Below are 15,305 nucleotides of genomic sequence, written 5' to 3' on the forward strand. Positions count from 1 at the left end.
CGTACCGCCCGTGCTGTGCTCCGGGTGCGCGTTGGTCTCACTCACGTCCCCGAGCGTACGCCCGCGTGCTACGGCTGCGGCGCGGGCAGCAGGTCGGGGAACCGGGGGGTGCCGAGCAGCACGCCGTCACGCGGGATCCAGAGGCGCTTGGCGACCTTGAGGATCATGGAGACCTCGGCGTGCACCACGGCGTCCACGCCGGACAACTGGTCGTCCAGGAAGTCCGCCAGCGCCAGTTCGTCCTGGAACACGGCCTGGCAGAGCAGGCTCGACGTGCCCGCCACGCGGGCCAGGTAGCGGGTGCCGCCGTACCGGGTCAACGCCTCGGCGACGGCGGTGGCGTGGCCGAACTGGGTGCGCAGGCCGATGATGGCCTCGGTCCGGTAGCCCAGCGCGCCGGGCTCCACGTCCACGCGTGGCTGGAGCAGTCCTTCGTCCAGCAGGTTCAGCACCAGGCGGCGGGCACGTGGCTGGGTCATGCCCAGGGCGCGGGCCAGGTCGGCGTAGGCCAGCCGCGCGTCGTCCCGCAGCAGGGCGACCGCGGTGCGCTCCTCCTCCGACAACGGGCGCGCGCGCTGGGCGAAGTCGGGCACGGGCCGGGCCAGGGCGGCGCGTTGCCCGGCGGTCAACCGGGGCAGCCGCCAGGAGGACGCCTTGCGGACCACGCGCAGCTCGATCTCGCTGCGGGTGGCCAGGATGCCCGGCACGGCGGGCAGGCGGGAGGTGAGGAACGCGGCGCGCTCGCCGCGGCCGGGCACGGCCGTGCAGTAGACACCCGCGCTGTCCGCCGTCGTGCAGCAGAAGACCACCTCGGGCATGGCGGTCAGGGTCTCGGCGACCTGGTGGATCAGCCTCGGTTCGGTCCTGATCCAGCTGTGGACGCGGGTGCCCTCCGACACCAGCGACCGGTGCACCTCGCACACGAACCGCAGGACGCCCGCCTCGGTCATCCGGTCGACCCGCCGCGCGACGGTCCGCCCGGTCGTGCCCAGCACCTCGGCCACCCGGTCGAACGCGGCGCGCGGGTCGAGCTGGAGCGCGGCGATGATGTCCAAATCCACGTCGTCCAGAGCGGCTTCGCTCTCGGCGGGTCGCGCCGCAGTCACCATGCGTTGATCCTAGAGTCCCGGAAGCGCGTCGGATTAGAACGATCAATGCAGAGCTATTGACGCAATCGTACGTGAATGCTTCTGTATGCGTCCATATCGTACGGACAGCCCCAGGAGGACTGCATGGCCCACACGCCGACGAGAGAGCGGGAACCCGCGCTGCTGCGCTTCCTCGGCGTGGTGGAGCGCGCGGGCAACCGCCTGCCGGACTCGTTCTGGCTGTTCTGGATCCTCAGCGGCGTGCTGCTCGTGGCCAGTTGGCTGGCGAACGGCGCGACCGCCACCGCGCCGGGGCAGGGCAAGCCGATCGTGGTCCGCACCCTGCTGTCCGGTGACGGCCTGCGCAGCATGATCGGCGACGCGGTCGACAACTTCGTGTCGTTCCCGCCGCTGGGCCTGATCATCGTGGTGATGCTCGGCGTCGCGCTGGCCACCGAGACCGGGATGCTGCACGCGTTGCTGCGCGCGAGCATCGTCAAGGTGCCCGCCGGGTGGCTGACCTTCGCCCTCGCGTTCACCGGTATGACCGCGCACGTGCTCGGCGACAGCGCCTACGTGGTGCTCGTGCCGCTGGGCGGCGTCATCTTCCACATCCGCGGTCGCAACCCGATCCTCGGCGTCGTGGTGGCGTTCGTGTCCATCTCCGCCGGTTACGACGCCAGCCCGCTGGTGACGCCGACCGACACGTTGCTGTCCGGCCTGTCCACCACGGCCGCGAAGCTGATCGACCCGACGTACGTGGTGACGCCGCTGTCGAACTACTTCTTCGCCCTCGCCTCGTCCGTCGTGCTGGCCGGCGTGATCACGCTGGTCACGGAGAAGGTCCTGGTCCGCCGGGCCGCCGCGCTCACCGTGGACGCGCCGCCCGCCGCCGACGTCACCGGCTCGGTCCAACTGGCGGCCGAGGAGCGGCGCGGGCTGCGCCGGGCCGGGCTCGCCGTCGGCCTCGTGCTGGCCGCCTGCGTGGTCGCGCTGGTCCCGGCCGGCTCGCCGCTGCGCGGGGAGGGCGGTGGCATCCTGAACTCGCCGCTGCTCAAGGACGTGGCGGTGGTCATCTTCCTGGTGTTCTTCGTGGCCGGCCTCGCCTACGGCCTGTCGGTCGGCAAGATCCGCCGCTCCGCCGACGTGCCGCGGCTGATGGCGGACGGCACCAAGCCGCTGGCGCCCGTGCTCGTGCTGTTCTTCGCGATCTCCCAGTTCCTGGCCTACTTCAAGTGGACCAACCTGGGGCCGTACCTGGCCATCAAGGGCGCGAGCGTGCTGGACGGCGCGAACATCAGCACCCCGCTGCTGCTGCTCGGCATGATGCTCGTGGTCACCTTCATCAACCTGGTCGTGACCAGTGGTTCGGCCCAGTGGGCGCTGGTCGCCCCGATCTTCGTGCCGATGCTGATGCTGCTCGGCGTCTCGCCCGAGCTGAGCCAGGCCGCCTACCGCATCGCCGACTCGTGCACCAACGCGATCACGCCCATGAGCGCCTACTTCGTGATGACGCTCGGCTTCATGCGCCAGTACCGCAAGGACGTCGGCATCGGCACGCTCACCTCGATGACGCTGCCCGTGGTCGCCACCATGCTGGTGGTGTGGACGGCGTTGCTGATGGCCTGGTGGGGCCTCGGTCTGCCGCTGGGCCCGGGGGTGCCGGTCCGATGAGCACCCCGATGATGGACTGGTTGAGCGAACGGCTGCCCGAACTCGTCGCCGACCTGGAACTGCTGGTGGGCGTCGAGTCCCCGAGCGACGACGCCGAGTGCCTGGACCGGATGGCGGCCCTGCTGGAGCGGTGGGCGCTGGAGCGGCTGCCCGCCGCGACCACGCGCCGCCAGGCGCACGGCGCGCTCGGCGACGTGGTGGAGGTGCTGGTCGAGGGCGCGGCGCCGGGCGAGGTGCTGGTGCTCGGCCACTACGACACCGTGTGGCCGCGCGGGACCCTGGCCGAGTGGCCGTTCACCGTCGCCGACGGCGTGGCCACCGGGCCGGGCGCGTTCGACATGAAGGCGGGCCTGGTGCAGTCGGTGTGGGCGGTGGCCGCGCTGCGCGCCCTGGACGTGCCCGCGCCGACCGTGCGGTTCCTGTTCACGCCGGACGAGGAGATCGGCAGCAAGGCGTCCCGGGAGGTGATCGAGCGCGCCGCCGGGCGGGCCACCGCCACCCTCGTGCTGGAGCCCGGCGTGGACGGCCGCGTGAAGACGCGCCGCAAGGGCATCGGGCTGTTCGAGGTGGACGTGCGCGGGGTCGAGGTGCACGCCGGCCTGGACCCGGAGAAGGGCGCGAGCGCCGTGACCGCGCTGGCCGAGGTCGTGCTGGCGTTGCGCGACATCGCCGCACCCGAGCGGGGCACGACCGTCAACACGGGCGTGATCACCGGCGGGACGCGGACCAACGTCGTGGCGGGCCACGCGCGTGCCGAGGTCGACGTCCGCGTGGCCACCGAGGAGGAGGCGCGTCGCGTCGACCGGGAGATCGCCGCGCTGAGCGTCACCGATCCCCGGGTGGAGCTGGTGGTGACCGGCGGCTGGAACCGCCCGCCGATGACACCGAACCCCGGCAGTGCCGAGTTGCTGCGCCGAGCACGCGAGGTCGCCGCCGCGCACGGCCGGGACCTCGGCGAGGTGGCGGTGGGCGGTGCGAGCGACGGCAACTTCGTCGCCGCGACCGGTCGCCCCGTGCTGGACGGCCTGGGCGCGGTGGGCGACGGGGCGCACGCGCGGAACGAGCACGTGCTGCTCGACCGGATGCCCTACCAGGCCGCGCTGGTGGCCGGTCTCCTGGCCGCGCTCGCCGAGGACCCCCTCGCGGCGGGCTGACGGCGGCGTTGGACTCCGCCCCCGTCTCCCGGACCCGACCCGGGGCGGGGTCCGACAGCACGATTTCGTCCGGGTCGTCGGGCGGTGGCACGAGGCTCACCGCCGCGGAGCACGCGGAACCCCGGGAGGGCCGACCCGGGGTGGAGCGCTCGTCCTGCGGAAGACGCCTGCTCGGTACCGCGTTCCACCCACCGGGTCGATGCGGTCGGGACTACGAGGCGGTCCCGGAACCGGCGTCGGGCGCGGGGCTCGGTACCGGCCGCGGGTGGTCGGCCACGCCGGTCGACCCGGCGGTCCAGTCCGCGCCCAGCCGCGTCCGGCGCGGGTTCGCGACCGCCCGCCCGGTGTCTGTCTCCTGCATGTTTCCCTCCAGGTGAGAAGCGCACACGGCGCTTCCTTGATTACCGGTGACGGATACCGGCCAAACGATGAGGAACGTCACTCCGACCGGAGGAGAGCGACCGCCAATGTAATCACGTCCGCGATCACCGCCGAACGCGTGGTCCGGCGGCTCAGTCCAGCAGCGCGAGGTCGTCGGGCACCAGGGTGGTCGACCTCACCAGCTCCCGCAGCAGGTTGTCGTTGAGGGCGTTGCCGACGGGTTCGCCGACCTCCTCGCGGGTCAGGTTCGGCACGCCGCGCCGGGACAGGCGGTCGCGCACGGCGGCCACCCGGTGCTCCACCCGCTTGGCCGTCCAGCCGACCAGCGGCTGGACGGCGGCCAGGCGCAGCGCGGCCTCCTTCCACGTGAGCGGTTTCGGGTTGGGCTCGCGCAGCAGGTAGTGCCACCCCAGCGCGGCGAGCATCACGCGTTCCTCGGCGTTGATCGGGTGCGGGCGCGGCGGGTCGGTGACGTCGTCCGGCCGGGCGCGGGGGCGGTCGCCGTCCGGGCCGGTCACGAACACCTCCAGCAGGTGCTCGCGGTCACGCGAGCCCGGGACGTGCACCGGCGTGTAGCCGGGCGCCAGCGGCACCGCGCCCTCGTCCCCGAACAGCCACCGGCCACGCGGCAGGCGGATCGGCCGCCGCCCGGTGTTGCGCAGCCACCAGTGGCCCCGGTGGTGGGTCAGCTCACCCTGCCTGCGGCTGACCTGCCGGTCGTCCTCGCCGAGGCAGACGTGCACGTCCGGCCGGTTGCGGCCGAAGTAGACGATCCGGCCCTCGCGCGGACCCACGGCGTACCCGCCGCCGATGGCGAGCGCGTGCAACGCGCCCGCCATGGCACGCGGCACACCACGCGCCAGGCTGTCGTGCCCGCCGGGCAGCACCAGACCGCCGACGTACCACAGTTCCGGCTCCACCCGGACCTCCTCACCGGCGGCAGTCCGCGCCGCGCACGCCCTTCGACCGACTCTCCACCACCTGGTCGCCCTTGGTGCCGCGCACCAGGAAGCAGTATTTGCGGCCCACCTCGACCGGCACCTTCGCCGTGCGGTCGCGCTCCGCCAGCACGGCGGTGCTCGGCCCGCCCTCGGGCCAGGCGACTACGGCGAAGAACAGCCTGTCGTCGTTCGTGGTCCAGGTCAGCGACACCCGGTCGCCGAGGTCGGTGGGCTCGTCCAGCACCACCTCGGGCGGCGGCGCGGCGACCGGCGGCGGTGGCGGCGGCTCCACCCGCCGCGCCGCCCACACGCCCGCCACCAGCGACACCGCCAGCACGCCCGCCGCGGCGACCGGCCACCGGGGCCACGCCCGCCGCCGCGCCCGCTGCCCCGGCTCGGCCGCGCGCACCGGCAGCGACCGCTTCCCGGGGTCGGGCGCGAGCAGGCGGCCGATGGCCGTGGCCAACGCCACCGGGACGTCGGGCCGGCTGATCGCGGGCACGGGGTCGGACAACACGCGCAACACCCGCTCCGCCGTCATCTCCCCGATCCGGCTGGGGTGCGGCGACTCGCCGGTCAACGCGAAGTGCAGCACCGCGCCGAGCCCGTACAGGTCGGTCCGCGCGTCGGCCACGCCCGTGCGCAACGTCTCCGGGGAAACCCACTCGATGCCGTGCAGCGGGTCGCGGCGGAACGCCTGCCGCACGTGCGCGCCGAAATCCGCGAGCACCGGCTCGCCGGTGGCGCGGAACAACACGTTCGACGGGCTCACCCCGCCGTGCAGCACGTCGACGCGCCGGGCGGCGACCAGCGCGCGGGACAACGCGTCACCCAGCGCCGCCACGTCGTCCACGGGCAGCGGGCCGTCCCGCCGCACGCGGCTCGCCAGCGATTCGACGCACAGCTCCATCCGCAACGCGTGCCTGCCGTCCACCAGCTCCACGCGCTCGACCGGCAGCACCGGCGCCGAGAGCCGGGCGAGCCGGTCCCGGTCGCGCTCGATCGCGGCGACCGCGCGCCGGTCGAACCTGCCGGGGAACACCTTCAGCGCACTCCCCCCGACGTCGTACACGTCGGCGACCGGGCCACGACCGAGCAACCTCATCGAACCGCGAACACCGCCCTGAGCCGCGCGCCGACCGGTCGCCGCGCGAGTGCCCGCCGGATCTCCCGCACCGCCGACCACGCCGCCGCCACGTCGCCGCCGCCCGCGCCCGCACCCGACCACAACGCCACGTCCAGCCCGGCCGCCAACCGGTGCAGACCGTCCACGACGGACCGGTCGGCCACCGCGGCCAGGTCGCGCGCGGTCATGCCCGGCGTGACCGGCGCGCCGTGCGCCCGCAGGAGGTCGCGGGCCTCGCACCAGGCGGCGACCACGCCACGCGTGCCGGTGAGGCGTCTGCGCCGCCACGTCCGGACCGCCTTCACCACGGGCACGGCGAGCACGGCCACCGCGAGCAGCGCCAGCAGGCCGAGCCCGACCAGCGGCACCAGGCGCGGCAGGTCGAACCCGGGCCCCGGCTCCGCCGACGTGGTCGGCGGTGGCAGGGGCGGGTCGGGCAGCCGGTCCGGCGGCGGCAGCCCGGCACGGGCCGCCGCCGTCACGCGCTCCAGCGGCGACCGCGCCGAGTCGTCGCCACCGGCCGCGCCGGCGGGGTCGAGCGGCACCCAGCCGACGCCGGTCACCGCCACCTCCGGCCACGCGAGCACGTCGCGGTTGCGCACCACCACCGGACCGCCGGCCGGCGGCCGGGGCGCGCGGTAGCCCACCGCCAGCCGGGCCGGGATGCCCACGATCCGCGCCAGCACCACGTACGCCGCGGCGAACTGCTCGCTGGTGCCGCGCCTGGTCTCCAGCAGGAAGTCGCGCAGTTGCGGCCAACCGCTGCCGGTCGGCAGGTCCGCGCCCGTCGCGACCCGGTACTCCCGGCTCAGGTACTGCTCCAGCACGAGCGCCGTGCGGAACGTCGGCCGCGCGCCGCCGGTGGCGGTGCGGGCGAGGTCCGCGACACCGGGCGGCACGATGCCCAGGCCGCCGGGCACGACGTCGGTCGACAACCCCGAGTCCCGCAGCCGTTCCGGGTCCACCTCCGGCGCCCACCACCGCAGCTCGTACTCCACCGGTCCGGCGCGGTCCGGCGCGAGCAGCGCCCCGGTGGTCCGGTCGACCAGCGGTGCGACGCCGTCCACCGCCGCGGGCATGGCCTGGCTGGGCAGCCACGGACCGGAGCCCGCCACGGTGAGCCGCGCGGAGTGGGCGGCCGTCGGCACGGTGACCTCGGGCGGCGGCCCGATGCCCACGCCGAGCCGGTGGTACCGGTCCGGCGGCGTCCACGTGACGCCGTCGAAGTCCTCCAGCACCACCAGTCGCCAGCGGTCGACCGGCACACCGCCGGAATGGCTGAAGACCACCTCGTCCGGGTTCGACAACCGGGTCGCGACCTCGCTCAGCGGGCTCGCGGCGCGTGGCAGCGCCGCGGGCGCGGACCGGCTGTCCCGCAACGAGAACGCCGGCCCCGGACCGAGTGCCGCACCCGCCACGCCGGCCACCAGGCACAGCGCGACCGTCGGCACGACCGCGCCACGCGCCGCCCGGGAGCTGAGCAGTCCGGCCACGGCCGCGGCGTAGCCGAGCGCGACCAGCGCCGCCCACACCCCCGACACCGCGACGAACGCCTGGCTCAACGCCACCAGCACCAGGCTCGGCAGCACGGCGACCGCGGGCCACCGCAGCAGCTCGATCCCCGCCATCGCCGCGAACAACACCAGCAGCGGGACGAACAGCAGCAGCTCGGGTTCCGGTCGCACCGGCCACGTCGACTGCAACGTGAGCTGCCAGGAGTCGGTGAACCCGGCGACCAGCGCCCGCACGCCGTCCACCGTCGGCAGGCCGTGGAAAGTCGTGTGGGGCAAGGAAACCCCGGTCAACGCCAGCAGACCGAGCAGGAACGCCAACGCGGGTCGCGCCGGCCGCAGCGCGGGCAGCCGCTCGCACAGCTCCACCGCCGCCCAGCAGGCCACGAGCACGGCCACGACCGGCAGCACCAGGGCACGCAGCCCGAACACCGGGGCGAACAGCAGCCCCGGCACCGCCGAGGCGGCCAGCAGCCAGCACGTGCGGGTCCTCATCGCGCCACCACCGCCTGCCAGCGCGACGTGGCGTCCAACGCGTCCGTCGCACGCAGCACCCGGGCGCCCGGGATCACCGGCGCGGCGCCGCGCAGCGCGACCACGACCACGTCCACGTACCGCGGGCGCACCGCGGCGAGCACCGCGACGTCCGCGGCCGACACCGCCGAGGAGACCACCACGAGCATCCCGCCGCCCGCGTTCGCCAGGGCCGCGGGCACCAGCGGCGAACCGGGCCGGCCCACGCGCTCCACGACGCACAGCTCGTCCAGGAACCGCCGCACCGCACCGGATCCCGGCGCGGCGGCGACGTCGAGGCCGCTCGACGCGACCAGCCGGCAGCGGTGCTCCTCCTTGGCCGCCGCGACGACCAGGGACGCCGCCACCTCCACGGCCTCCTCGAACTCCGGCTCGGCGGGCGTCTCCTCCCGGTTGTCCAGCAGCACGGTGAACTGCGGCTGGTGCGGGTCGGCGTAGTCCCGGATCATCAGCCGGCCGGTGCGGGCCGTCGCCTTCCAGTGCAGGTGGCGCACCTCGTCGCCGGGCACGTACTCGCGCACCTCCCGGACGTCCAGCGAACCGCGCGGCGAGGTCTCGGTGGCCGCCCCGTCGTGGTGGTGGAGCGGGAGGCTGCCCGCCACCGACCGCACGGGGTGCGTGCGCGGGTAGACCCACAACGTCGTGGTGCCGCCCAGCAGCAGCTCGGACCGGCCGAGGCCCAGCGCGTCGGTCCGGCGCAGGCGCAGCGGCCCGACCTCGTGCCTGCCGCGCCGGCCGGTCGGCAGCTCGTTGAGGTACGACTGCTCCGCGCCGGCGGCGAGGGACCGCACGGTGACGGTCAACGCGTGGTCGCCGACCCGGTCCACCGCCGTGAAACCGGCCTGGCGGCGCGGGGCCGGGTTGTGGACGCGCAACGTGATCCCCGCCCGGCCACCGCGTTCCACCCGGTCGCGGAACAGCTCCCGGATCACCTCAACCCCGGGCCGCCGGGCGGTCACCGCCAACGCGGCGACGACCGCGCCCACCGCGATCGCGCCGAGCGCGAGCAGCAGCGGGTGGCCCGCGACCAGGCCGAGCGCGACCAGCGCGACCGCGCCGACGAGCGTGCCCGCGCCGCGCCGGGTCAGCCGCACGGTCAGGCCCCCGCGGCGCCGGCGACCGGCACCGGGATCTTGGCCAGCAGGTCCGCCACCACGTCCGCCGCGCCGCGCTGCCGCAGCTCGGCGTCCGGGGTGAGGATCAGCCGGTGGTCCAGCACCGGGTGCGCGACCTGCTTGATGTCGTCGACCGTGACGTACTCGCGCCCGTGCGTCGCCGCGAGGCCCTGCGCCGCGCGGATGAGCGCGATGCTGCCGCGCGGGCTCGCGCCGTAGCGGACGTCCGCGTACTGCCGCGTGGCGGCGGTGAGGGTGGCCGCGTACCGGACCAGCGCGGTGTCGATCCGGGTGCCGCGCACCTCGGCCACGGCGGTCTGGAGGGTAGGGATGTCCACCACGGCGGGCAGTTCGTCCGGGTCCACCCCGGCGCGGTCGCTGATGATCACCATCACCTCGGCCTCCAGGCTCGGGTAACCCATCCGCAACCGCATCAGAAACCGGTCGAGCTGCGCCTCCGGCAGCCGGTAGGTGCCCGCCATCTCGATCGGGTTCTGGGTGGCGATCACCAGGAACGGCCGCGGCACGTCGTGGCGCACCGCGTCGACCGTGACCCGCTGCTCCGACATGACCTCCAGCAGCGCCGACTGGGTCTTGGGCGTGCCGCGGTTGATCTCGTCGGCCAGCACCACGTTCGCGAACACCCCGCCGGGGTGGAACACGAACTCCTCGCCGTGCTGGTGGTAGACCTGCACGCCGGTGATGTCGCCGGGCAGCAGGTCGGGCGTGAACTGGATGCGGTTCCAGGTGCCGCCGATGCTGCGCGCCAGGCAGCGGGCGAGCGTGGTCTTGCCGAGTCCGGGCACGTCCTCGATCAGCAGGTGGCCCTCGCTGAACAACGCGGCGACGGCCAGCCGCACCACGTCGGGCTTGCCGCGCACCACCCGCTGGACGTTGGCGGCTATCCGTTCGTAGACCTCGCCGGCGCGGGTCGGCTGGGTGGTCACGGTTCACTCCCAGGTGATCGTGTTGGAGTGGACGACTTCCTGGCCGGAGGAGGTCAGCACGGTGACCCACACGGTCTCGCCGGGAACGTCGTAGTTCAGCTTGTTGTAGTTGGCGGCGCCGTTGGCGTCCGTGGTGAAGTCCTCGGTGCGGACCTCGTCGTTGGAGTTGGAACTCAGCCGGAGCTGGTAGCGCTGGTTCGAGTCGAGCCCGGTCATGGTGGCTTCGACCCAGGCGCACGCCGGGGGGTGGCAGTTGTCGGTCTTGGAGGGGCCGCCCTGCTTGATCGTGGCGGAGGCGGTGCGCACGGGCTCGTCCCGGACGGTGACGGACGCGGGTTGGCCGTCGATCTGCCGCCCGTCCGGCGACCGGGTCACGGCGCGGATGGTGAAGGTGTACGCGGTGGTGGCCGCCAACTGCGCGTACGTCACCTCGGTCCCGGTGGTCGTCTGCTCCGGCTGCCCGCCGCCGGTGACCAGGTAGTGCACCAGCACGCCGCCGTTGAGCGCGGGTTCGCCCCACATGATCGTGACGTTGCGGGTCGGTCGGTCGTCCACGTCGTACTTGGCCCGCGGGTCGACCGGCGGGTCCGCGGGCGAGACCGGCGCGACGGGGGTGACCGGGTTGGAGGACGTGCCGGGCCCCTCCCCCACCTGGTTGGTCGCCGACACGGTGACGACGTAGCGCTCGCCGTTGGCCAGGCCGCCGACCGACGTCGTGGTCGCGTCGCCGCCGACCACGGAGGAACCCGCGCCGCCGCCGCTGCCCCGCCAGGACACCAGGTAGGACGTGATCGGCGCGCGGTTGTCCGGCGCCGCGCCCCACGTGACGGTCGCCGTGCCGTCACCCGCCTGCGCCACGACCGACGGCGGCGCGCCCGGTCGGCCGGGCGGCACCGGTGGCGGCGTGGTCACGTCCGGGACGCGGGTCTCCGGAGGCGGGTCCTGCCGCGCCACCGGTGGTTCGGCGGTCCGGCCGGGCACCTCGCCCCGGTCCGGCTGGTCGCCCTGCCCGCCCGGCCGGTCGGGGGTGCCGGTCTCGCCGCCGGGCACGTCCACCGGTGCCGTGGGCACGGGCTTACCGGCCACGTCGACGCCCTCCACCCGGCCGTCCTTGGCGACCACGAGGACCTGCGTGCCGTTCGCGTCCTCGACGTAGACCCGCGCGTCCTCGCCCTGGGCCAGCCGGGGCCGGCCGTCCTCGCTCCGCACGGACTTCTCGTCGCGCTGAACGCCGTCCGGGCCGAACGTGAGCACCGCGCCGCGCTGCCGGTCCACCAGGGCGACCACCTCGCCGGTCGACACGGGACCGTCGTACTCGCCCGCCGGCAGCGCGACCGTGACCGGGTCGGCGGGCCGCGGTGAGGTGTCCACCAGCAGCAGGCTGCGCCGCACCGGGTCCAGGACCGCGATCCGACCGGCCAGGTCCCGCGCCGCCGGCCGCGAGTTCGGCGACAGCGAGACGCCGAGCGGTTTGCCGGGGCCGAACACGCCGTTGTCGACGGTGTGCCACTCGCTGCTGAACAGGTCGACGAAGCCCGGCCGCCCACCCACCACGGTCAACGCGCCCGCGTGGTCGGCGGGCGCGTTGACGGGGCAGCCGGAGAGTTCGACGGCGTCCCTGGCGATGGTGCAGATCGAACCGGCCCCGGTGCGGTGCAACCACATCGTGCCGTCGTCGGTGACCACCGGGTTTCCGACCGCGCCGCCGACCGGGATGGTCGCGGTCGGGTCGCCGAGGCGGACGACCTTGCCCGCGTTGCGGTAGACCGCGTACGGGCCGCCGACCACCTCGATGCCCAGCGGCGTCTCGTCGGTGGGCGGGGTGGTCGTGCCACCCGGTGACAGCGTCGACTTGTCGAACGAGGTGATCCTGGTCGGCCCCACCACGTAGCCGCTCTTGTCGCCCTGCAACACCTGGCTGCCCACCTCGGCGTCCAGCGGCAGCCGCGCGTCGACGTTCGACGTCCCGCCGTCGATGTGGAACACCGCGCCCAGCACGGAGTTGTAGACCCAGTGGCCGGTGGTGGCGAACGGCGCGGCCGACAGCGGGCGCGCGGGTCCGACCAGCGCGGCGGTGACCGCCGCCGCGACCAGGACCGCCAGCACCGCGTACGGTCCGGTCTTCGGTGACGCCGAGGGCTTGGTGGTCACGGGGGCAACCTATCCACGGCGGCCGGGGACCGGTCCCCGTCAGCGCCGCCGCTGGGTTCAGGGGTGTGGGTGGAAGCTGTCCCGGATGCGCGCGAACAGCGGTTGCACGGCGCTCCAGCGGTCTTGCAGCGCCGTGGCGTCGCCCGCGTGCAGCGAGAACGTCACGGTGTAGACCGATTCCCCGCGCGGGATGGCGGAAACCCGCGTGTGGAACCAGGTTCCGCCGACGACCGCGCGGTGCGTGTACTCCAGGTCGGCCGAGGAACCGTTGTCGGTGAGGGCGAGTTGGCGGAACTCGGCGTTGTCCTGGTTCTCCCGCTGCGCCTTGGCCTCGTCGACCAGGTACGCGGGCGCGGACACCCCGGGTTTGGTGGTGTCCCGCAACACCCGCACGGTCACCCCGCCCGCCTTCGGGTCGACCTCGCGGCTCGCCCAGATCACGTCGCTGAGCGGGCCTTCCGCCGACGAGTAGCGCGGCCAGTCCACCGGCACGCCGATCTCGAAGTCCAGCCGCGGTTCCCGCTGGTTCTTCAGCGGCACCGGCGTGGTGGTCGCGCCCGGCGCGGAGGAACCGAGCGTCCCTCCCACCCGTGACTGGTCGACCAGCAGCACCACGGCCACCACCACGCCGATGGCGAGGATGATCCCCGCCGCGATCAGCGGCGGGCGCGTGGCCGGGCGCCCGGTCGGCACCGGGTCCAGCGTCGGGTCGCCGGGTGAGGCACGCGTGGTCGGCGGCGGGAGCGGCGGCGGCAGGGTGCGGGTGTTCGGCGTGGTCTCGCCGACCACTGTGGTCGCGCCGCCCGGGTACCGCTCGGGCACGGTGATCCCGCGCCGCGCCGCCGTTTCGGGCGTGGTGTCGGGTGCCGCGGCGAAACCGGCCAGCTGCTCGATGGCCTGCCGCGCCGTCCAGCGCTCGGCGGGTTTCTTGCGCAGCAGGCCCTGCACGATCGGCCACAGGCGGCCGATGTTCGGGTGCGGGTCGGGTTCCTGGGACAGCGCCGCCGCCAGCGTGGCCTGGATGTCCGGGCGCTGGAACGGCGTCCGGCCGACCAGCATCCGGTAGAGGGTGATGCCCACCGACCACATGTCGGCCGCGGGCAACGCTTCCTCGCCGAGGATGCGTTCCGGCGCGATGTACTCCGGCGCGCCGGGGATCTGCCCGGTCGCGGTGAGCACGGACGCGCCGTCGATCAGGGCGATGCCGAAATCGGTGAGCACCACCTTGTCGCCGACCAGCATGACGTTTCCCGGTTTCACGTCGCGGTGCAGCACGCCGTTGGTGTGCGCGTAGTCGAGCGCCCGCACCACCTGGAGCCCGATCCGCGCGGCCCGGCCGATCGGCATCGGCCCTTCGGCGTCGAGTTCCTCGCCGAGCGAACGGCCCGCCAGGAGCTGCATCACGATCCACGGGAGTCCGCGTTCATCGGTGACGACGTCGTGCACGGTTATGACACCGGGGTGTTCGCTCAACTTCGCGGCGGCTCTCGCCTCGCGCAAAGTGCGCAGCACCTCCGGATCGGTGTGCTTGATGTCCCGACCGCGCGGCTGGATCTCCTTGACCGCCACGTCCCGGTGCAGGTACTCGTCGTGCGCGAGCCACACGACACCCATGCCGCCCCGGCCGAGCGACCGGCGCAGGCGGTACCGCCCGACGACCAACCGCTCCTCGCCCTCTGCCACGCCGGTAATGTACCGGCCACGGTGCGTGCTCGACACGAGGACCGACTACATCCACCACCGATGGAGCATATTCCCCTGAACAGCGGGAACGTCCCGACATGAGCACCGTTCGGGTTTTCGCGCGCCTCAAGCGGGTCACGCCGGCGCATTGCCGCCGAACCGACGAAGTCCTTGCCAACGCACGCATTCCGCGTGACTCGGAATGATCGCGCCGTGCCGTGCGTGCCCTCTCGGAGGCGGCATGGCAACACGGAGCGCCGTCGGTACACCTGAAAGAACCCGACAATCACCCACGTGGGCCACGGGAAATCCGAACGGTCCGGTGAGGACAGTCCTACCGTGGCATGGCACGGCTACGCACCTGACCGGCAGGAGACCAGCGATGACCGGAAACTGGGCGCACGCCCGCAGGGTGGGCGCGGCAGTCGCCCTGATCGCGGCGTCCGCCGCGGCGACCACCGGCGCGCCGCCGGCGAGCGCGTCACCCGGCGGCTCCGACCGGCCGGCGGCCGTCGTCACGGGGAACGCGCCGATCAGCCGCGCCGCGGTGCGCGAGCGCGCCCGGTCGTGGATCGACGAGCGCGTCCCGTACAGCCAGCAGCAGCACCACACCAACCAGCACGGCACCTACCGGCAGGACTGCTCCGGCTACGTCTCGATGGCGTGGGGCATGGACGCCAGCTACACCACGGACACCCTGCGGCCGTTCATGGACGCCGTCGACAGGTCGGACCTGCGGACCGGGGACGCGTTGTGGCGGCACGACAACGAGGTCCAGCACATCGCGTTGTTCGTCGGCTGGTCGGACGCCGCGCGGACGCAGCCCGTCGTCTGGGAGGAGCGCGGCCAGGCGCACGTCACCGAGCAGCGCGTGTGGAGCCGGGAGTGGGCCGACACGTTCCTCCCCCGGCGCTACAAGAACATCATCGAAACGCCCGGGGCTTAGCCCCCAGCCGGGATCGACCGGACCACCGAACAGGCGACCCGCCGGAAACGAGCA

General features: G+C 74.1%; 12 protein-coding genes. 3 read left to right on the forward strand and 9 right to left on the reverse strand.

Annotated elements, in window-relative coordinates; all coding sequences use genetic code 11:
- Nucleotides 1-68: 68 nt before the first annotated feature.
- Nucleotides 69-1,109, reverse strand: a complete 1,041-nt coding sequence (locus tag KZQ38_RS08175; protein WP_219440027.1) for an Lrp/AsnC family transcriptional regulator — start codon at nt 1,107-1,109, stop codon at nt 69-71.
- A 123-nt stretch (nt 1,110-1,232) separates the two neighbouring features.
- Between KZQ38_RS08175 and KZQ38_RS08180 the strand changes: the two genes are divergently transcribed.
- Both KZQ38_RS08180 and KZQ38_RS08185 read left to right on the forward strand, forming a co-directional pair.
- Nucleotides 1,233-2,762: an AbgT family transporter gene (locus KZQ38_RS08180; protein ID WP_219440028.1), complete on the forward strand. Its 1,530-nt coding sequence runs from the start codon at nt 1,233-1,235 to the stop codon at nt 2,760-2,762.
- On the forward strand, nt 2,759-3,916 hold the full coding sequence (locus KZQ38_RS08185; protein ID WP_257900967.1) for a M20 family metallopeptidase: 1,158 nt from the start codon (nt 2,759-2,761) through the stop codon (nt 3,914-3,916). Before KZQ38_RS08180 ends, KZQ38_RS08185 begins: the two co-directional genes overlap by 4 nt.
- Before the next feature lie 211 nt (nt 3,917-4,127).
- On the opposite strand, the gene KZQ38_RS08190 is transcribed toward KZQ38_RS08185, so the two are convergent.
- The 8 genes from KZQ38_RS08190 to KZQ38_RS08225 all read right to left on the reverse strand — a co-directional run bounded on the left by KZQ38_RS08190 (nt 4,128) and on the right by KZQ38_RS08225 (nt 14,305).
- The gene (locus KZQ38_RS08190; RefSeq protein WP_219440029.1) at nt 4,128-4,277 is read right to left on the reverse strand and encodes a hypothetical protein; all 150 of its coding nucleotides are present in this window, start codon (nt 4,275-4,277) and stop codon (nt 4,128-4,130) included.
- 151 nt (nt 4,278-4,428) lie between these two features.
- The gene (locus KZQ38_RS08195; RefSeq protein ID WP_308258305.1) at nt 4,429-5,217 is read right to left on the reverse strand and encodes an FHA domain-containing protein; all 789 of its coding nucleotides are present in this window, start codon (nt 5,215-5,217) and stop codon (nt 4,429-4,431) included.
- 10 nt (nt 5,218-5,227) lie between these two features.
- Entirely contained in the window at nt 5,228-6,343 is a 1,116-nt protein-coding gene (locus KZQ38_RS08200; RefSeq protein WP_219440030.1) for a protein kinase domain-containing protein, read from the reverse strand.
- Nucleotides 6,340-8,370: a transglutaminase domain-containing protein gene (locus tag KZQ38_RS08205; protein ID WP_219440031.1), complete on the reverse strand. Its 2,031-nt coding sequence runs from the start codon at nt 8,368-8,370 to the stop codon at nt 6,340-6,342. The genes KZQ38_RS08200 and KZQ38_RS08205 overlap by 4 nt, the downstream gene beginning before the upstream one ends.
- On the reverse strand, nt 8,367-9,503 hold the full coding sequence (locus KZQ38_RS08210; RefSeq protein ID WP_219440032.1) for a DUF58 domain-containing protein: 1,137 nt from the start codon (nt 9,501-9,503) through the stop codon (nt 8,367-8,369). Before KZQ38_RS08210 ends, KZQ38_RS08205 begins: the two co-directional genes overlap by 4 nt.
- A gap of 2 nt (nt 9,504-9,505) precedes the next feature.
- On the reverse strand, nt 9,506-10,471 hold the full coding sequence (locus KZQ38_RS08215) for an AAA family ATPase (protein WP_219440033.1): 966 nt from the start codon (nt 10,469-10,471) through the stop codon (nt 9,506-9,508).
- Nucleotides 10,472-10,474: 3 nt separating this feature from the next.
- Nucleotides 10,475-12,622, reverse strand: coding sequence for a fibronectin type III domain-containing protein (locus KZQ38_RS08220; protein WP_219440034.1), 2,148 nt, complete (start codon nt 12,620-12,622; stop codon nt 10,475-10,477).
- A 57-nt stretch (nt 12,623-12,679) separates the two neighbouring features.
- The gene (locus KZQ38_RS08225) at nt 12,680-14,305 is read right to left on the reverse strand and encodes a serine/threonine-protein kinase (RefSeq protein ID WP_219440035.1); all 1,626 of its coding nucleotides are present in this window, start codon (nt 14,303-14,305) and stop codon (nt 12,680-12,682) included.
- Between the two features lie 382 nt (nt 14,306-14,687).
- On the opposite strand from KZQ38_RS08225, the gene KZQ38_RS08230 reads away from it, so the two are divergent.
- Nucleotides 14,688-15,251 carry a hypothetical protein gene (locus KZQ38_RS08230; protein ID WP_219440036.1) on the forward strand — a complete coding sequence of 188 codons (564 nt, stop codon included), beginning with the start codon at nt 14,688-14,690 and terminating at the stop codon, nt 15,249-15,251.
- The last annotated feature ends 54 nt before the right edge of the window (nt 15,252-15,305 follow it).

The sequence above is a fragment of the Saccharothrix obliqua genome (assembly GCF_019375475.1).
Lineage (GTDB): Bacteria > Actinomycetota > Actinomycetes > Mycobacteriales > Pseudonocardiaceae > Actinosynnema > Actinosynnema obliqua.